This window comes from Streptomyces sp. WMMC940 (assembly GCF_027460265.1).
Lineage (GTDB): Bacteria > Actinomycetota > Actinomycetes > Streptomycetales > Streptomycetaceae > Streptomyces.
Genome location: NZ_JAPZBC010000001.1, coordinates 2,452,364 through 2,468,923, shown reverse-complemented (window position 1 = coordinate 2,468,923; position 16,560 = coordinate 2,452,364). Strand labels below are relative to the sequence as shown.

Sequence of the window (16,560 nt, the reverse complement as noted above, 5' to 3'; positions counted from 1 at the left end):
TACGACAGGCCCCGTCCCCCTGTGGACAACCGTCCCGGTGATCTCGCGGGACCTGGCAGCATGGCGGGGTGACAGCAGCAACGCACTCCTCCCTCTTCCCTCAGGTCCCCGAGTCCGCCGACGCGGTGCTCGACGGGCTCGACCCCGAGCAGCGGGCGGTGGCGACCGCCCTGAGCGGTCCGGTGTGCGTCCTGGCCGGCGCCGGTACGGGCAAGACGCGGGCGATCACCCATCGCATCGCCTACGGAGTGCGTGCGGGGATACTCCAGCCCGCGAGTGTGCTGGCCGTCACGTTCACCAACCGCGCCGCGGGGGAGATGCGAGGCAGGCTGCGGCAGCTCGGCGCGGGCGGAGTGCAGGCCCGCACCTTCCATTCGGCGGCCCTCCGACAACTTCAGTACTTCTGGCCGAAAGCCGTCGGCGGGGAGCTGCCGAGGCTGCTGGAGCGCAAGATCCAGCTCGTCGCCGAGGCGGCCGCCCGCTGCCGTGTGCGGCTCGACCGCAACGAGCTCAGGGACGTGACCAGCGAGATCGAATGGGCCAAGGTCACCCAGACCGTCCCCGCCGACTATCCCGCCGCCGTGGCCAAGTCCCTCAGGGACGCGCCTCGTGACCCGGCGGAGATCGGCCAGATCTATGCGCTGTACGAGCAGCTGAAGCGTGACCGCTCGGTGATCGACTTCGAGGACGTCCTGCTGCTCACGGTCGGCATCCTCCAGGACCGCCACGACATCGCCGACCAGATCCGCCGCCAGTACCAGCACTTCGTGGTGGACGAGTACCAGGACGTGTCGCCGCTCCAGCAGCGGCTGCTGGAGCTTTGGCTCGGCGACCGGGAGAGTCTGTGCGTCGTGGGCGACGCCAGCCAGACCATCTACTCCTTCACCGGCGCCACCCCAGACCATCTGCTGGACTTCCGCACCCGTCACCCCGGGGCGACGGTGGTGAAGCTCGTGCGCGACTACCGGTCGACCCCCCAGGTCGTCCATCTGGCCAACGGTCTGCTGGGACAGGCGCGCGGCCGTGCCGCCGAGCACCGCCTGGAACTCGTCTCGCAGCGCGACCCCGGCCCGGATCCCTCCTACACGGAGTACGCGGACGAGCCCGCCGAGGCCGAGGGCACCGCCCGCCGGATCCGCGATCTGATCGCCGCGGGCGTTCCGGCCGGTGAGATCGCCGTGCTGTTCCGGGTCAACGCCCAGTCCGAGGTCTACGAGCAGGCCCTCGCCGACGCGGGCGTGCCGTACCAGCTGCGCGGTGCGGAGCGGTTCTTCGAGCGTGCCGAGGTCCGGGAGGCCGGGGTCGCGCTCAGGGGAGCGGCCCGCGCCGGTGGGAACGACGCCCTGCTGGACGACGCGGAGGACCTGCCCTCGCAGGTCCGGGCCGTGCTGTCCACCAAGGGCTGGAGCACCGAGCCCCCCGCCGGCTCGGGTGCGGTGCGTGACCGCTGGGAGTCGCTGGCCGCCCTCGTCAGGCTGGCCGAGGACTTCGCCCGTGCCAGGCCCGGGGCCGGACTGGCCGAGCTCGTCGCCGAGCTCGACGAGCGCGCCGCCGCCCAGCACGCCCCGACAGTCCAGGGCGTCACCCTGGCCTCGCTCCACTCGGCCAAGGGCCTGGAGTGGGACGCCGTGTTCCTGGTCGGACTCACCGAGGGGATGATGCCGATCACCTACGCCAAGACCGACGAACAGGTCGAGGAGGAGCGCCGGCTCCTGTACGTCGGCGTCACCCGCGCCCGGCTCCATCTGTCGCTCTCCTGGGCGCTGTCCCGCTCGCCCGGGGGCCGCGCCTCCCGCCGCCCCACCCGTTTCCTGAACGGGCTCAGGCCGGGCTCCGCGGCCCCCGGCACCCGAACGGCCGGTGGCGCCGGAGGAATCGAGCGCGGCGCCGGAGGACGGCGGAAGCGCCGCGGACCGGTGCTGTGCCGGGTGTGCGGCAAGACGCTCACCGACGCCGGCGAGATGAAGCTGATGCGCTGTGAGGACTGCCCCTCCGACATGGACGAGGCGCTGTACGAGCGGCTGCGCGAGTGGCGGTCGGAGCAGGCCAGGGAGCTGGGCCAGCCGGCGTACTGCGTCTTCACCGACAAGACCCTGATGGCGATCGCCGAGGCCGTGCCCGGCAGCGAGGGAGAGCTCGCGGGGATCTCGGGCGTGGGTGGACGCAAACTGGACCGCTTCGGTGCCGATGTCCTGGCCATCTGTGCAGGCCAGGAGGCCGGTGGGAGCGAGGAGGACGACTGATGCGAACTCGTCGAGAAAATAGTTTGCGCGCGTGCCGGTCGTCCCCATAGGTTCTTAACCACGGGAACGGCGGCTTCTCCGAAGCCCTGTTGCCGTGCTGTACTTGTCCGAATACGCGTGATCGGCCCCGGCCGGTCCCCGAGGCGCCGAGAGGAGGCGATTCCAGTGATCAGCATCTACGCCAGCTCCATCCGCACGACCGTCAAAATGACCGATCGCTCGGTCGTCTCCGCCTGCTCGCTCGGCCTCTCCGGTTCGGCGTTCATTGGCACCGGTCTGTCCGGCTTCGAGGCCGGTCGGCCGACCGCCCTCGGCGTGGATCTGCCCGTCCGGGAGCGCAATGAGCGACCGACCAAGGCACTGGAAGCAGGAGTAGTGGCGGCAGAGGCCAAGGCCTGTGCCCTCGCGGCGGCCAGTGCCGGAACCCAGAAGCAGACGACGCAGCACCACACGATGTGGGCCTTCCGTGGGCTCGAACCCTGGAGTGATCCAGCCTGATCCAGGATCAGGCCGGCGCCTTCAGGGCCGCGGAACCCCACCCGGGATCCGCGGCCCTTCTGTTTTCCCCGATGAGGAAACAGAGCGAAGGGGCCTCGGGACCAGCAAGACCCGGTACCAGCCGAAGCCCGGTCCACAGACCGGACAGAACAGACGAGGAAGACACCACCGTGCAACTCGAAGCGCACGCCCCGTCCGTACCGCCTTCCGACACGATCCCCCCGCCCGGCCTCACGGAGGACTCCGCCTTGACCCCCCTCACTGCGCTCACCGCGCTCGACGACGCCATCGAGAACCTCGGCGTACCCGTCCCCTGCCGTTCCTACGACCCGGAGGTCTTCTTCGCCGAGTCGCCGGCGGACGTCGAGTACGCCAAGTCCCTCTGCCGCACCTGCCCCCTGGTCGAGGCCTGCCTCGCCGGCGCCAAGGAACGGCGTGAGCCCTGGGGCGTCTGGGGCGGAGAGCTCTTCGTCCAGGGTGTGGTCGTCGCCCGCAAGCGGCCGCGTGGCCGTCCGCGCAAGAACCCGGTCGCGGCATGAACGCGCATCCAGGCACCGTCGACCGTCCCCTCACGCACGATCCCCAGAAGCAGGCCCCGATGACCTCTTCCACCAGCGAGCCGTCCGGCTCCGCGACCCCGTACGTCACCACCATCGGCGCGAACGCCTCGCGCCAGAACAGGACCCGTGAGATGCAACTCATCCCAGAAGCCCTGGCCCGCGCGCATATGCACGAGCGCCTGCGGGAAGCCGAGGCGGAGCGCCGGGCCGCGCGCCTGGCGGCCGCCCGGCGGATGCAGCGGCGTGCCGAGCGCGCGTCCATGCGCGCCCGCCGTGCGCTGGCCATGGCCGTCATGCAGTAGTCCGGCCGTCGGACGCCGTCTCTGGACGGCGGCCCGACCGTCCGAAGAACCAGTGTCCCCGCGGGGGCCGGTCCGAGGGACCGGCCCCCGCGGTGCGTTGTCCTCTTCCGTGCGCCCTGCGGGGTTATCGTCACGTAGTGGACGAACAGACTCATCACCCTGCCCAGCCGGGTGCCGAGAACGTCGTGTGTTCCCGGTGCGGCGCGGTTGCCGAGGGCACTCCTCCCACCTGGATCTGCTCCGTGGAGAACGGCCGACGACACTTCTTCTGCGAGGAGTGCGCCCGGGCCAATATCAGGGCCATCGAGGGACGGCTCGACTCGTCCTGGTGGTGAGCGGCCCTCGGACTGGGCCCCTTGCTCCGGGCCGGTCCCGCCTGCCCGGTCCCGATCGGGAGGACGGGAGCCCGAGCCGCGACCGACCGGGGCCCGGGAAGGTCAGGCCTCCGCCGCCACGCCGCCGGCCTCGGTGTCCGCGTCGGCGTCGGCGTCCGACTCGGGGCCGGTCAGGAATCCGGGCAGCCAGGACTCCAGTTCGTGCCGCAGCCGTACGGTCGCGTTCAACTGGCACAGCACGCCTATCGTGCTCAGCGTCACACGGTGGATCAGCAGATAGGCCGGCGGGAGATTCAGCTGCTTGCCCAACTGGTGTGCGGGAGACCGTGGATCGGCTATCCGCGCCGCCTGGGTCCGCATCCAGCCGCGGGTGAAGGTGAAGCGGTCCGCCTCCGCGGGTTCGATGATCGGCAGAAGGTACTCCAGCACGGCCTCCGGGTGGAGGTCGATCGCCTCCCTGACGAAACCCTCCTCGCACAGCACCCCGTAGACCGACTCGGCCTCTCCCTCCAGCGTCATCCGGAGGCAGTCGCCGATGGTCCTGGGCAGTCCACCGGGCAGCCGGTCCACCGTGCCGAAGTCCAGGACACCGAGCCGCCACTCGGCCGGATCCCCTTCGCCCTCGGAGGCACCGGCCGCGGGCAGCAGCCGGAAGTTCCCCGGATGGGGGTCGGCGTGCAGCAACCCCGTCCGGGCGGGGCCGGAGAACAGGAACCGGGCCAGCAACTGGCCGGCGCGGTCGCGCTGCTCCTGGGTGCCGTCGCTGATCACCTCTGCCAGCGGCGTTCCGTCGATCCACTCCGTGACCAGCACCTGGTCTGCCTGGTGCACCACATCGGGCACCACCACATCCGGGTCGCCCGCGAACTCCGCCGCGTGCTCCCGCTGGGCCCGGGCCTCCAACTCGTAGTCCAGCTCCTCCGAGACCCGGTCGTGCAACTCGGCGATCAGCGGCTTGATGTCCATTCCCGGGATCAGCGGTCCCAGCAGCCGGGCGAACCGGCTCAACTGGGACAGGTCCGAGAGCAGGGCCTCACCGGCTCCGGGGTACTGGACCTTCACCGCGACCTCGCGCCCGTCGTGCCACACCGCGCGGTGGACCTGGCCGATGGACGCGGCCGCCGCCGGCTTGTCCTCGAATTCCAGGAAGAGTTCACGCCAGTCCTCGCCCAGCCGCTCGGCCAGCGCCTCGTGAACGGTGCGCGTCGGCATCGGAGGGGCGGCGTCCTGGAGTTTGGTGAGTGCGGCCCGGTAGGGCCCGGCCACCTCCTCGGGCAGGGCCGACTCGAAGACGGACAGGGCCTGCCCGAACTTCATCGCGCCGCCCTTCAGCTCGCCGAGCACCTTGAACAACTGCTCCGCCGTGCGCTGTTGCAGCTCGCGAGCCACGATCTCCGCGGACTTGCCGCCGATCCGCTTGCCCAGGCCCCATGTGGCACGGCCGGCGAAACCCAGTGGCAGAGCAGCCAACTTGGCCGTACGGGTGACCGCCTTCCGGGGAAGATCAGACATGTGCCCCTCCAATTCCCAGCTGCCCTGCCGCGTCGGCCATCCGGCACTCCGTCGACGCCGCTACCCCGGCCATTGTGTCGTGCGTCGTCCCCGCCCCCGAGGCGCGCTCCCCCTCAGTCTGCCCAGCCGCCCCGCAGGGGCAGTCACGGTGGGCCTCGATCCGTCTCGACCGCCACTCGAGCAGCGGCATCGACACCTCCCATCGGGTCCCCGTGCTGGCGGGCAGCTCACCGTCCAGGAACGACAGGGCGTGTGAGGCCGCCATACCCGCGACCGTCGTGGCGAGTCCGAGGTCACACGGTCCGGGGCCCGTCTCCCGACGGCGGGGCGTACGCCACTGGGCCGTCATCCGCGGCCACACCGGATCCCGGTCGGCCCGTCGCAGCGCCAAACAGCCTGCGCACGCCGAGCCCCCGGGCAGCACCAGCGGACCCACCACGCCGGACGCCTCGGCAACACCCGCGTACAGATGGGGAGTTCCCGTGGCCATCCAGCCCTCGGCCGTCCCCGGATCCGGTACATACGCCGCGAGGCCGTCGCGCGGTGCGACGATCACCAGGGAGAGCGGCGGCGGCTCCGCCGGTCCACCGTCGGACCGACGGGCCGCGCGCCGCGCGCTGCCGGGGGCGGACCGGCGCACGACCTGCTGAGCGGACACGGCTCTGCGCTCGCCCACCGCCTCCGCGGACACCCCGCCCGGCGCCACGTCCCACGGCTCCACGCGGCCCCCGTCCAGCACCTCCACCTGCCCCACCCCGGAGGCGGAGAGCACGGCCGCCACCACCGCACCCACCCGTCCCGCGCCCCTCACCTGTACCCGCATGGCGCTTCGGGCAGCCAACCGTGCCGCGCCGCCGCCCGGTTCGGGGTGAACCACCGAGAGCGACGCCAGGTCGGGGCGCAGCCGGTCGTACGCTCCCGACTGCTTCCGCAGTGCGGCGGCCGCCGGTCCGCCGCCCGTCACGTCGTCCACCAGGCCCGCCTCCGCCAGCCGCTCCAGCAGGGCATCGACATGGCCGTCGGGCAGTCCTATCGCCCGGGCCTCCTCACGCAGCCGGGGCAGCCCCCGAGTGCCGTCGAACAGCGACAGCAGGCTTCCGGTCGCCGTGTCCACCGGCCCCAACACCACGGCATGCGCCGCCGTCACTCCGAACTGCACATAACGCAGGTCCCGCCATGCCTGCCGCAGCGCAGGCTTCACCACCGGATGCACATCCGCCCCCGTTCGCACGCCGTTCCATCCGCGCCCGGTTCACGCTCCGTGCGCGCTCCGTTCGTTCGTCCGTTCCGCCGGTGCCGAATCCGGCGGATCCATCTCGTACGGCATCAGCATGCACGTCCGCGCCGTGCGGCGGAAAAGGTTGTCCACAGGTGTGGGGCATTAGTCGTTCAAATAGAGGCGTTCCCTATTGTTGATCAAGATAGGGCCGTTCCGCCGGCGGGCCCCGAACCGCCCGGGGGCGGGACTTCCCCTGCTCCAGCGGGTAACGTCGGGGCGTGTCCGCCGACCGACCGCTCCGTGCCGGGAGCCAGCAGCGCAGCACGACCGCCCAGCCGTCCCACCACTCCGCGACGAGCGCGGTCGAGGTCCGCCGCAGCGCCAGGCGCCGAAGAACGGTCTCCGCGTACCGGGACGGCGACCGGACCGTGGTGCTCATCCCGGCCCGGATGTCCGAGGCGGAGGAGCAGCGCTGGGTGACGGTGATGCTGGACAAGCTCGCCGCTCAGGAGAGCAAGCGGACCCTCGGCGACGGGGAACTGGCCGAACGCGCCCGGCGGCTGTCCGAGCAGTACCTGGACGGCCGCGCAGGACCGGCGTCGGTGCGCTGGGTCACCAACCAGAACACCCGCTGGGGGTCCTGCACCCCCGCAGAGGGCAGCATCCGCCTCTCGCACCGGCTGAAGGGCATGCCGGAGTACGTCGTGGACTACGTGCTCCTCCACGAGTTGGCCCACCTCCTGGTGCCCGGCCACGGGCCCCGCTTCTGGCGGCTCCTGGAGTCGTACCCGCGCACCGAGCGGGCGCGCGGCTACCTCGAGGGCGTGGTCGCCGCGGACCGTCTGCCCCATCTCCCCGCAGCCCGCGGCGAGTGAGTCCCGCCGATCCTGTACCGAATGGGTCCCGGCTTGGCTCAATGTCGCCGCAAGCGGTTAGCCTGGCGCGACGCAATCGCATTTCGTCGGGATGGGGGACGGTCGTTACGCATGGCCAGGGAATTCCAACGCGGCCACAAGGCCAAGATCAGTGACCTGACGCCGGGGACCGATCTGTACGTGGGTGTGCAGATCTCCGCTCCCGGGCTGTCCTTCGACATCAGCTGCTTCGGTCTCGACGCCAACGAGCAGCTCTCGGACGACCGTTATTTCGTCTTTTTCAACCAGCCGAAAACGCCCGAGGAGTCCGTCCAGCTGCTCGGACCGCAGGCCGGCGACACGGAGTCGTTCCGCGTCACGCTGGACCGGATTCCGGCGCACATCCACAAGCTGTCGTTCACCGCGACGGTCGACGGCGCCGGTCAGATGTCGCAGATCGGCCCCGGTTACATCCGGATCGTGGCGGGCGGGGAGGAAGTCGTCCGGTACTCCTTCACCGGCTCGGAGTTCTCCACCGAGCGCGCCGTGATGCTGGGCGACTTCTACCTCAAGGACGTGTGGCGGTTCGCGGCCGTCGGCCAGGGATTCGACGGCGGCCTCGACGCGCTGCTGAAGAACTTCGGCGGTGAGGTGGCCGAGGAGGAACCCGCCGCGCAGCAGCAGCAGCAGCCGCAGCAGGGCGTGCCGGGGTTCGCCCCCCCGGCCGCTCCCGCTCCCGCCCCGTCGTTCGGCGTCCCCGCAGGGCCCCCGGCCCCGCAGGCGCCGCAGCCCGCGCCCTCGTTCGGCGCGCCGGCGGCTCCCGCACCCGCTCCCGCCGCGGTGAATCCGCAGATGCACGCGGCGCCGACGATCGCGGCCCCGATGACCCCGCCCGCAGGCACGGTGCCGCCCCAGGCGCCGCCGTCCCCGTACGGACAGCCGCCGCAGCAGCCGCAGTTCGGGCAGGTTCCGGGCCAGCCGCCGGCGCAGGTGCCCGGAGCGTCGGCCCCCTACGGGCAGCCGGCCGCCGCTCCTTACGGTCAGCCCGGGGCGCCCCAGGGCGTCCCGCAGACCGGCGCGGGCCTCCAGGCGGCCCTCCAGCCCTACAAGGAGCTGCCCACCGGCCAGCGGTGGACCCCGCAGAACCAGCAGCTCATGCGCGTCGATCTGGGCATGGGCGGCACGCCCGTGCTCGCCCGCCAGGGCAGCATGGTCATGTACCAGGGCAAGGTCGACTTCGGCTACAAGGGCGCCGGCTTCTCCGGCCGGATCGTCGGCAACGCCACGGGCCAGGAGATGCAGTTGATGCGCTGCAGCGGCCGCGGCCAGGTCTTCCTCGCAGAGGAGGGCGCGCATCTGCACCCCATCGAACTCCAGGGGGACGCGATCTGCGTCTCCGCGGAGAACGTGCTCGCCTTCGACGAGTCGCTGCAGCACGAGGTCCGCCGCATCGAGGGACACGGCATTCCCGGCGGTGCGCTGTTCACGATGCAGTTCCAGGGCACCGGCACGGTCGTCGTCAAGACCCACGGCATCCCGGTGGTCCTCCCGGTCACGCCCACCACGTTCGCCGACTCCAACGCCGTCGTGGCCTGGTCGGCGGCCTCCCAGGTGATCCTCTCCAGCCAGGTGCGACTGCGCCGCAACGCGTACCCGGGCCACAGCGGAGAGACCGTGAACCTCCAGTTCCGGGGCGCCCCCGGCAACTTCATCGTCGTCCAGCCCTACGAGGTCTGAGGGAGCCCGGAGAATGAACCAGCAACTCGCGGGCTTTGCCCCGACGCCCGTGGTGGCCCGGATGGAGAACCACGGCCGCACGATGCTCAAGGTCGCGATGGCCTCGGGCCAGGACCTGTTCGCCCGTGCCGGCTCGATGGTCGCCTACGAGGGCTTCGTCCAGTACGAGCCGAACCCGCCGGCCGTCCGGCAGGTCGCCGGCCAGTGGGTCACCGGCGAGGGCGCGCCCATCATGAAGTGCTCCGGTGACGGGCTGCTCTACCTGGCCGACTACGGCGCGGACGTCGTGGTCGTCAACCTCGACAACGACTCGATCTCGGTCAACGGCACCAACCTGCTCGCCTTCGACGCGCATCTGCAGTGGGGTGTGGAGCGGGTCAAGGGCCTCGCCAAGTTCGCAGGCCAGGGGCTGTGGAACGTCACGGTCGCGGGCACCGGGTGGGTCGCGATCACCTCACGCGGCACGCCCATCGTCGTCGACTGCGGCCGCGGCGAGGACGAGACCTACGTCGACCCGGACGCCCTCGTCGCCTGGTCGCCGAACCTGAAGGTGAAGGGCAAGCGCAGCTTCAAGGCCTCCTCCCTCATCGGGCGGGGCAGTGGGGAGGCCTACCAGATGGCCTTCTCGGGCCAGGGCATCGTCGTCGTACAGCCGAGTGAGGACAGCACCGACCGACTGCGGGTCCGGGGCTGAGGGGGAGCGAGAACACACCATGCAGAGCCCGCTTTTCAGCCACGCGGAACAGCAGTCCCAGGAGCGCTACGTCGTCCAGAACCCGCAGCTCCTGCGGGTCGCGCTCACCGGGCAGGAGGACGTCCTCGCCCGCAAGGGCGCGATGGTCGCCTACCAGGGACTGATCGACTTCGACGGCGAGTACCAGTCGAGGAACCAGCGCAACGCCCGTGCACGTACCGGCGAGGGCCTCGACCTGATGCGCTGCTCGGGGCAGGGCACGGTCTACTTCGCCAACCTCGCCCAGTACGTCCACGTGGTGGACGTCGACCAGGACGGCATGACGGTCGACAGCGCCTACGTGCTGGCGCTGGACTCCACGCTGCACACGGAGGTCATCGCCGTGGACAGCCAGTACGGCATCTCCGGTTCCGGGAAGTACCAGCTCAACATCTCGGGGCGGGGCAAGGTCGCGCTGATGACCTCGGGACAGCCGCTCATGATGCAGGTCACCCCGGACAAGTACGTCAACGTGGACGCCGACGCGATCGTCGCCTGGTCGTCCTCGCTGCGGGTGCAGATGCAGGCGCAGACCCACTCCACCGGCGTCTGGCGGCGCCGGGGCAACACGGGGGAGGGCTGGGAGCTGAGCTTCCTCGGGCAGGGGTTCGCCCTCGTACAGCCCAGTGAGGTCCTGCCGCCGCAGCACGCCCAGGTCGGCCAGGGCGCCCGGGCCCAGATCGGTATGGGCCAGCACGGATCCCACGGCCAGAACCAGAACAACGTCTGGAACTGAGCACGGCGACCGGCCGGAGCGGTCCGCGAGGGCGACAGCCCCGGCCGGTCGGACATCGGTCCGTCCGGCCTCGGTCCGGCGGCTGCCGGTCGTGTCCCGATCCGTCCGGTCCCGGCGCGTCGGCACGTTCGCGCACCGGTACCGCACCGTCCGGCTCCACGGCTCGGGGAGCACGGACCGGTGATCAGGTCGACACGTCGTCATGTCTCCGGGGCCCCGGCCCCGGCCAGTGCCGCGTCAGGCGGTGTTCGCCCCGTCGCGACGCCCGGCACGGCGAGTCGCGGCGTGGCCGAATCGACCGGGCAGGCCCACCGCGAGGTCGGTCCGGCGCCTCGGGTCGGCCCGGAGGGCCGGGGGAGACCCGTGCGCCGCACGCCGCTCCTCGACGGGGCGAGCCTGTCCGCCGCGGCACCGGCTAGAGCCTCGCGCGCGTCCGCTCCAGGAGGCGCACGACCGACGCGTCGGCGACGGCCGCCACCTCCTCATAGCCGAACCACCGCAGATCGAGCGACTCGTCACTGATCGCCGGAGCCGCGCCGGGCGCCGCCAGCGCCGCGTACTGCACGTCCAGGTGCCAGTGGCACGGCGCCGGGATCGCGTGCCGGTCCAGCGTCACGGGACCGCCCGGCAGCAGGGTCAGCCCGGCGATGCCCGACTCCTCGGTCGCCTCGCGCAGTGCCGCGTCCGCGAGCGTGGCGTCCCCCGGCTCGCAGTGGCCGCCCATCTGCAGCCACATGCCGAGCTTCCTGTGCAGGGTCAGCAGCACCCGCTCGCGCGCCGGGTCCACCACCAGAGCGCTGGCCGTGAGGTGCCCGGCGTCGCACGCCTTCCACATGCCGTCGGGATGGTCCGCCAGATGGTCCAGGTACGTCCGGCGCAGCTCTTCCCGTCCGCCGTCGTACTCCTCGAGCACCCGGACGGCGTCGTCGTACAGGCTCACTTGTCGGTGTCGTCCCCGTCCCGGCCCTCGGCCGCCTCGCCGAGCATCTTGTCCAGCTCCGAGAAGTCGAGCTGCTCACGGTGGACGAACCCGTCAGGATCGTCGAGGTCCGTCGCCGTCGGCAGCATGTCCGGGTGCGCCCAGAGGCCGTCGCGGCCGTCCATGCCGCGGGCGTCGGTGAGCGACGCCCACAGCCGGGAGGCGTCCCGCAGCCGGCGCGGACGCAGCTGGAGACCGATGAGCGTGGCGAACGTCTGCTCGGCGGGCCCGCCCGACGCGCGACGCCTGCGAAGGGTCTCGCGCAGGGCGTCCGCCGACGTCAGCCTGTTCTTGGCCGCGTCGTGCACCACGGCGTCCACCCAGCCCTCCACCAGGGCGAGCGCGGTCTCGAGACGGGCGAGCGCGGCCTTCTGCTCGGGGGTCTCCTCCGGCTGGAACATGCCCTGCTGGAGCGCCTCCTGCACCTGCTCGGGGTGCGCGGGGTCGAACTGCCCCACCACGTCCTCGAGCTTGGAGGTGTCGACCTTGATGCCGCGTGCGTACCCCTCGACCGCGCCGAACAGGTGCGAGCGCAGCCACGGGACATGGGCGAAGAGCCGCTGGTGGGCGGCCTCGCGCAGCGCCAGGTACAGCCGGATCTCGTCCTTGGGGACGCCGAGGTCCCTGCCGAAGGCCTCGATGTTCAGCGGGAGGAGCGCTGCCTTCCCGGCCGGCCCCAGCGGCAGCCCGATGTCCGTCGAACCGACGACCTCGCCCGCCAGCACGCCGATGGCCTGGCCGATCTGCTGGCCGAACATGGCGCCGCCCATGGAGCGCATCATGCCGATCAGCGGTCCCGCCATGGCCTGCATCTCCTCGGGCAGCACATCGCCCATGGCGACGCCGACGCGCTCGGCGACCGGGTCGACGAGCTGCTGCCACGCCGGAAGCGTCGCCTCGACCCACTCCGCGCGGCTCCACGCCACGGCGCTGCCGGCGCCGGAGGGCAGGGACGTCGCACCGTCGAGCCACAGATCGGCGAGGCGCACGGCCCCCTCGACCGCGGCGCGCTCGCCGGGGCCGACGCTGGAGTCCTTCGTGCCGTCCTGGGTGCCCTGGGAGACCGTCTGGCGGGCGATCTGCTTGGCCATGTCCCAGTTCACCGGACCGCCCTCGTAGCTCAGCATCTGGCCGAGCTGCTGGAAGGCCGCTCCGAGGTCGGTCGGGTTCAGCGAGCCGAACATCGCGGCGAACGGATTGTCCGCGCCGCCGCCCGGGCCGCCCGGGAACCCGAACCCGAAGGGGTTGGCCGGGCCGCCCTGGCCTCCGGAGCCCTGCCCACCTCCGGCGGGGTCCTTCTTCTTGCCCTCGTCGCCGTTCTCGGGCTCCTCCGGCGGAAGGCCGAATCCGAATGGGGTGTCACTCACGGGTTTCCTCGGCTCGTAGGGCCACCGGCTTCCTGCCGACGGCGAATGCCCGACTACACCACCAGCCTAAGCGGCGCCCGGCCGGCGGCGGAGGCGTCGACATGTGAAGCCGGACATGGGCTGGATGCTCCACCGGCTCATGGCCTGCGGCAGGATGGACGCCACCTCGTACGTACACGTCTGTCCGCGCACGTACTGAAGACAACCGCTGGAGACGCCCGGTGAGTTCCCCAGATCCGCAGGTTCGCGCTACGCGAAACCCCTCGACCCCGCTCACGGGGCGCGGCCCCGTGGTCGCGGTGACCGGCGCCGCCTCCGGCGTCGGTGAGCTGCTGACCAGGCGCCTCGTCGCGTCGGACGACATCGGCCGGGTCATCGCGATCGACGAGCGCCGGGGCGACGTGCCCGAGGCGCACTGGCACGTCCTCGACGTGCGCGACCCGGCGATCGCCGAGAAGTTCCGCGGCGCCGACGTCGTCGTGCACCTGGCGCTCGACCTGGACCTCGAGACCGACGCGGCGGCACGGACCGCGTACAACGTACGCGGTACCCAGACCGTGCTCACCGCCGCCGCGGCCGCGGGTGTCCACCGGGTCGTGCTGTGCACCTCGGCGATGGTCTACGGGGCGCTGTCCGACAACGACGTCCCGCTCTCGGAGGACGCGGAGCTGCGCGCCACGGCGGAGGCCACGGGAGTCGGCGACCTCCTGGAGATCGAGCGACTGGGCCGCCGCGCCCCGCGCGCGCACCCGGGCCTGAACGTCACGGTCGCCAGGCCCGCCGTGCTGGTCGGCGGCACCGACACGGCGCTCACCCGCTATTTCGAGTCGCCGAGGCTCCTCGTCGTCGCAGGATCCCGTCCCACCTGGCAGTTCTGCCATGTCGAGGACCTGGTGAGCGCGCTGGAGTACGCCGCCCTGGAGAAGGTCGACGGGGAGTTCGCGGTGGGCTGCGACGGCTGGCTGGAGCAGGAGGAGATCGAGGAGCTCAGCGGCATCCGGCGCATGGAGCTGCCCTCGGCGGTCGCCCTCGGGGCGGCGGCGCGGCTGCACCGGATCGGCCTCACCCCCTCGCCGGCGGGCGACCTCGCCTACACCATGCACCCGTGGGTCGTCAGCGTCGGCAGGCTACACGACGCCGGCTGGCGTCCCCAGTGGACCAACGAGGAGGTGCTCGCCGCGCTGCTGGAGGAGGTCCAGGGCCGGCACACCGTCGCGGGCCGCCGTCTCGGCCGCAAGGACGCCACCGCCGCGGCGGGTGCCGCGGGCGCGACCGTCGCCCTGCTGGGCACGGCGGCCCTGGTACGCCGCGCCCGCAAGCGCCGGGGGCTCTAGGACGTCTCCCGCGCGCCGGGCGGGCCCTCCGCCTGTAGGAGGCTCCAACCCCCGTCGTCGCCCGCCGGTCGAAAGCGCTATTCCGCGTTGTCGGCGGTGTACGGCACGATGGCTGCATGGGACGCATGAACGATCACCCGGGCGAGCAGGCGGCGGAGGACCCGATCCGGCTGCTGGCGATCAGGGACACCCCGCTCTCCGTCGACGAGGTGTTCCGTGCCGTGGGCGATGCGGCTGCAGGTGGCACGGCTCTCTTCGTGGGTACGGTGCGCAACCACGACGGTGGCGCGGACGTCGACGCGCTGGGCTATTCGTGCCACCCCAGCGCCGAGGCCGAGATGCGCCGTGTCGCGGAGAAGGTCGTCGCCGAACACCCCGTCCGGGCCCTGGCGGCGGTCCACCGCGTCGGCGACCTGGAGATCGGGGACCTGGCCGTGGTCGTCGCCGTCTCGTGCCCGCACCGGGGGGAGGCGTTCGAGGCGTGTCGGAAGCTGATCGACGACCTCAAGCACGAGGTCCCGATCTGGAAGCACCAGCGGTTCTCGGACGGCACGGAGGAGTGGGTCGGCGCGTAACCGCGCCGTTCAGCTGCCCCGGGCCCGATTTGCGTAACCGCCCCCCTGGCACGAGCGTTGAAGCGGCAAACGGTTAATCTGCTGATCGGTCAGTTGTACGAGCAGTTGTTCCAGCTCATGGGGTAGGGAGGTCGTGATGGCGGCACTCGCTTGGTTGCTGATTCCGCTTTTCGCTGCCATCGGCGCGGCGATATGGGGAAGCTGGGCATCGAGGAACCGGACCACCGGCGATGTCGCGGAACTCGCCGGCTACGCACGGTTCCGGGACGCGATGGAGAGGTCCCATTCAGGGACGGACGCCGTCTGACGACACCGACCTCCGTGGGCCCCGCCGCGAGTCCGCGGCGAGCCCCGTACGGACCGGCCCGAGGGGTGCACTGACGGACCAGTCCCGTACTGTCGTTCCATGCCACGCCGCACAGCGACGATGCTCGCCTCCACCCTGGTTCTCATCGTGCTGCTCTGCGTGGGCGTGCTCATGACCCCGCCCTACTCGGAGATGACGCCCGGGCCCACCGTGAACACCCTCGGTGACTCCGGTGGCGAGCCGGTCCTGCAGATCTCCGGCCGCAAGACCCATCCGACCTCCGGACACCTCAACATGACGACGGTCCGGGTCACGGGCGCGGACTACCGGATGAACCTGGCCGAGGTCGTGTACGGCTGGCTGGCCCATGACAACGTCGTGGTGCCGCACGAGACGCTCTATCCGGACGGCAAGACCGAGGAGCAGTCGAACCAGGAGAACGCGGAGGAGTTCAGCCAGTCCCAGGAGAGCGCCAAGGTCGCGGCCCTGCGCGAGCTGGGGATCCCGGTGCAGTCCCGTGTCGTCGTCTCCTCGATCCGCAAGGACAGCCCGGCGCAGGGCACGCTGCACGCGGGCGATGTGATCAAGGCCGTCGACGGCACGCCGGTGAAGAAGCCGGACGACGTCTCGAAGGCGGTCGTCAAGCACGAGCCCGGTGACAAGGTGACCTTCACGATCGTCCCGGCCAAGGAGGCCGCCGCGGCCGAGAAGGCCGGCAAGGAGCCGACGGGATCCCAGGACGTCCAGGTCGGAACGGTGCGTTCGAAGCAGGCCAAGCGCACGATCGTGGGCATCACGGCCGGTACGGACCACACCTTCCCGTTCGCCATCGACATCAAGCTGGCCGACGTGGGCGGCCCGAGCGCCGGGCTGATGTTCGCGCTCGGCATCGTCGACAAGCTCAGCCCCGCCGATCTCACGGGGGGCAAGTTCATCGCCGGCACGGGCACGATCGACGACCAGGGCGTGGTCGGCCCCATCGGCGGCATCGAGATGAAGCTCGTGGGTGCGCGGAACGCGGGCGCGGAGTACTTCCTGACGCCCAGCGACAACTGCGCCGCCGCCGCCTCCGACATTCCCGAGGGTCTGACGCTGGTCAGGGTGAAGACCATCGACGACGCGACGAAGTCCCTGGAGAAGATCCGCAGCGGGAAGACCGCAGGTCTGCCCAGTTGCTCCAAGAGCTGAGAAGGGCCCCTGGAACGCGCCGGGGCAGCGCCTCGCGGACCGGGCACCACCGGGCGGGACGGGCAGGGGCGGAGGGGCGTG

At 71.5% G+C, this 16,560-nt stretch carries 17 protein-coding genes; 13 read left to right on the top strand and 4 right to left on the bottom strand.

All coding sequences use genetic code 11. From position 1 onward, the window contains the following. The first annotated feature begins 68 nt into the window (after positions 1-68). The 5 genes from O7595_RS10705 (at position 69) to O7595_RS10685 (ending at position 3,938) form a co-directional block, all read left to right on the top strand. A complete protein-coding gene (locus O7595_RS10705) occupies positions 69-2,243 on the top strand; it encodes an ATP-dependent DNA helicase UvrD2 (protein WP_269728478.1) in 2,175 nt (724 codons plus the stop codon). 165 nt (positions 2,244-2,408) lie between these two features. Continuing rightward, positions 2,409-2,741 carry a hypothetical protein gene (locus O7595_RS10700; protein ID WP_269728477.1) on the top strand — a complete coding sequence of 111 codons (333 nt, stop codon included), beginning with the start codon at positions 2,409-2,411 and terminating at the stop codon, positions 2,739-2,741. 170 nt (positions 2,742-2,911) lie between these two features. Further along, positions 2,912-3,280: a WhiB family transcriptional regulator gene (locus tag O7595_RS10695; protein WP_269728475.1), complete on the top strand. Its 369-nt coding sequence runs from the start codon at positions 2,912-2,914 to the stop codon at positions 3,278-3,280. Further along, complete coding sequence (locus O7595_RS10690; RefSeq protein WP_269728474.1) at positions 3,277-3,603, top strand: hypothetical protein; 327 nt, start codon at positions 3,277-3,279, stop codon at positions 3,601-3,603. Before O7595_RS10695 ends, O7595_RS10690 begins: the two co-directional genes overlap by 4 nt. A 137-nt stretch (positions 3,604-3,740) precedes the next feature. Beyond that, positions 3,741-3,938, top strand: coding sequence for a hypothetical protein (locus O7595_RS10685; protein WP_269728473.1), 198 nt, complete (start codon positions 3,741-3,743; stop codon positions 3,936-3,938). Positions 3,939-4,040: 102 nt separating this feature from the next. On the opposite strand, the gene O7595_RS10680 is transcribed toward O7595_RS10685, so the two are convergent. Then, a complete protein-coding gene (locus O7595_RS10680) occupies positions 4,041-5,450 on the bottom strand; it encodes an ABC1 kinase family protein (RefSeq protein ID WP_269728472.1) in 1,410 nt (469 codons plus the stop codon). Beyond that, a complete protein-coding gene (locus tag O7595_RS10675) occupies positions 5,443-6,663 on the bottom strand; it encodes a ThiF family adenylyltransferase (protein WP_269732448.1) in 1,221 nt (406 codons plus the stop codon). The genes O7595_RS10680 and O7595_RS10675 overlap by 8 nt, the downstream gene beginning before the upstream one ends. 284 nt (positions 6,664-6,947) lie before the next feature. On the opposite strand from O7595_RS10675, the gene O7595_RS10670 reads away from it, so the two are divergent. The 4 genes from O7595_RS10670 to O7595_RS10655 all read left to right on the top strand — a co-directional run bounded on the left by O7595_RS10670 (position 6,948) and on the right by O7595_RS10655 (position 10,729). Then, positions 6,948-7,544: a M48 metallopeptidase family protein gene (locus O7595_RS10670; RefSeq protein ID WP_269728471.1), complete on the top strand. Its 597-nt coding sequence runs from the start codon at positions 6,948-6,950 to the stop codon at positions 7,542-7,544. Positions 7,545-7,655: 111 nt separating this feature from the next. Then, positions 7,656-9,260, top strand: a complete 1,605-nt coding sequence (locus O7595_RS10665; RefSeq protein ID WP_269728470.1) for a TerD family protein — start codon at positions 7,656-7,658, stop codon at positions 9,258-9,260. Positions 9,261-9,273: 13 nt separating this feature from the next. Next, positions 9,274-9,954, top strand: a complete 681-nt coding sequence (locus tag O7595_RS10660) for an AIM24 family protein (RefSeq protein WP_269728469.1) — start codon at positions 9,274-9,276, stop codon at positions 9,952-9,954. A gap of 19 nt (positions 9,955-9,973) precedes the next feature. After that, complete coding sequence (locus O7595_RS10655) at positions 9,974-10,729, top strand: AIM24 family protein (RefSeq protein WP_269728468.1); 756 nt, start codon at positions 9,974-9,976, stop codon at positions 10,727-10,729. A gap of 415 nt (positions 10,730-11,144) precedes the next feature. On the opposite strand, the gene O7595_RS10650 is transcribed toward O7595_RS10655, so the two are convergent. Then, positions 11,145-11,669, bottom strand: coding sequence for an NUDIX hydrolase (locus tag O7595_RS10650; protein ID WP_269728467.1), 525 nt, complete (start codon positions 11,667-11,669; stop codon positions 11,145-11,147). Beyond that, positions 11,666-13,075 carry a zinc-dependent metalloprotease gene (locus tag O7595_RS10645; RefSeq protein WP_269728466.1) on the bottom strand — a complete coding sequence of 470 codons (1,410 nt, stop codon included), beginning with the start codon at positions 13,073-13,075 and terminating at the stop codon, positions 11,666-11,668. The genes O7595_RS10650 and O7595_RS10645 overlap by 4 nt, the downstream gene beginning before the upstream one ends. Positions 13,076-13,296: 221 nt before the next feature. Here O7595_RS10645 and O7595_RS10640 point away from each other — a divergent pair, with 221 nt between their 5' ends. The 4 genes from O7595_RS10640 to O7595_RS10625 all read left to right on the top strand — a co-directional run bounded on the left by O7595_RS10640 (position 13,297) and on the right by O7595_RS10625 (position 16,479). Next, positions 13,297-14,409: an SDR family oxidoreductase gene (locus O7595_RS10640; RefSeq protein ID WP_269728465.1), complete on the top strand. Its 1,113-nt coding sequence runs from the start codon at positions 13,297-13,299 to the stop codon at positions 14,407-14,409. A 116-nt stretch (positions 14,410-14,525) separates the two neighbouring features. After that, positions 14,526-14,984: a molybdenum cofactor biosynthesis protein MoaE gene (locus O7595_RS10635; RefSeq protein ID WP_269728464.1), complete on the top strand. Its 459-nt coding sequence runs from the start codon at positions 14,526-14,528 to the stop codon at positions 14,982-14,984. A gap of 136 nt (positions 14,985-15,120) precedes the next feature. After that, the gene (locus O7595_RS10630) at positions 15,121-15,291 is read left to right on the top strand and encodes a hypothetical protein (RefSeq protein WP_269728463.1); all 171 of its coding nucleotides are present in this window, start codon (positions 15,121-15,123) and stop codon (positions 15,289-15,291) included. 99 nt (positions 15,292-15,390) lie between these two features. Then, a complete protein-coding gene (locus tag O7595_RS10625; RefSeq protein WP_269728462.1) occupies positions 15,391-16,479 on the top strand; it encodes a YlbL family protein in 1,089 nt (362 codons plus the stop codon). Positions 16,480-16,560: the final 81 nt, after the last annotated feature.

What these genes read in the sequence shown, in the direction of transcription:
- O7595_RS10690 (WP_269728474.1), top strand. Translation starts at nt 3,277, where the DNA reads ATGAACGCGCATCCAGGCACCGTCGACCGTCCCCTCACGCACGATCCC.
- O7595_RS10630 (WP_269728463.1), top strand. Translation starts at nt 15,121, where the DNA reads ATGGCGGCACTCGCTTGGTTGCTGATTCCGCTTTTCGCTGCCATCGGC.
- O7595_RS10680 (WP_269728472.1), bottom strand. Translation starts at nt 5,450, where the DNA reads ATGTCTGATCTTCCCCGGAAGGCGGTCACCCGTACGGCCAAGTTGGCT.
- O7595_RS10635 (WP_269728464.1), top strand. Translation starts at nt 14,526, where the DNA reads ATGGGACGCATGAACGATCACCCGGGCGAGCAGGCGGCGGAGGACCCG.
- O7595_RS10625 (WP_269728462.1), top strand. Translation starts at nt 15,391, where the DNA reads ATGCCACGCCGCACAGCGACGATGCTCGCCTCCACCCTGGTTCTCATC.
- O7595_RS10665 (WP_269728470.1), top strand. Translation starts at nt 7,656, where the DNA reads ATGGCCAGGGAATTCCAACGCGGCCACAAGGCCAAGATCAGTGACCTG.
- O7595_RS10655 (WP_269728468.1), top strand. Translation starts at nt 9,974, where the DNA reads ATGCAGAGCCCGCTTTTCAGCCACGCGGAACAGCAGTCCCAGGAGCGC.
- O7595_RS10660 (WP_269728469.1), top strand. Translation starts at nt 9,274, where the DNA reads ATGAACCAGCAACTCGCGGGCTTTGCCCCGACGCCCGTGGTGGCCCGG.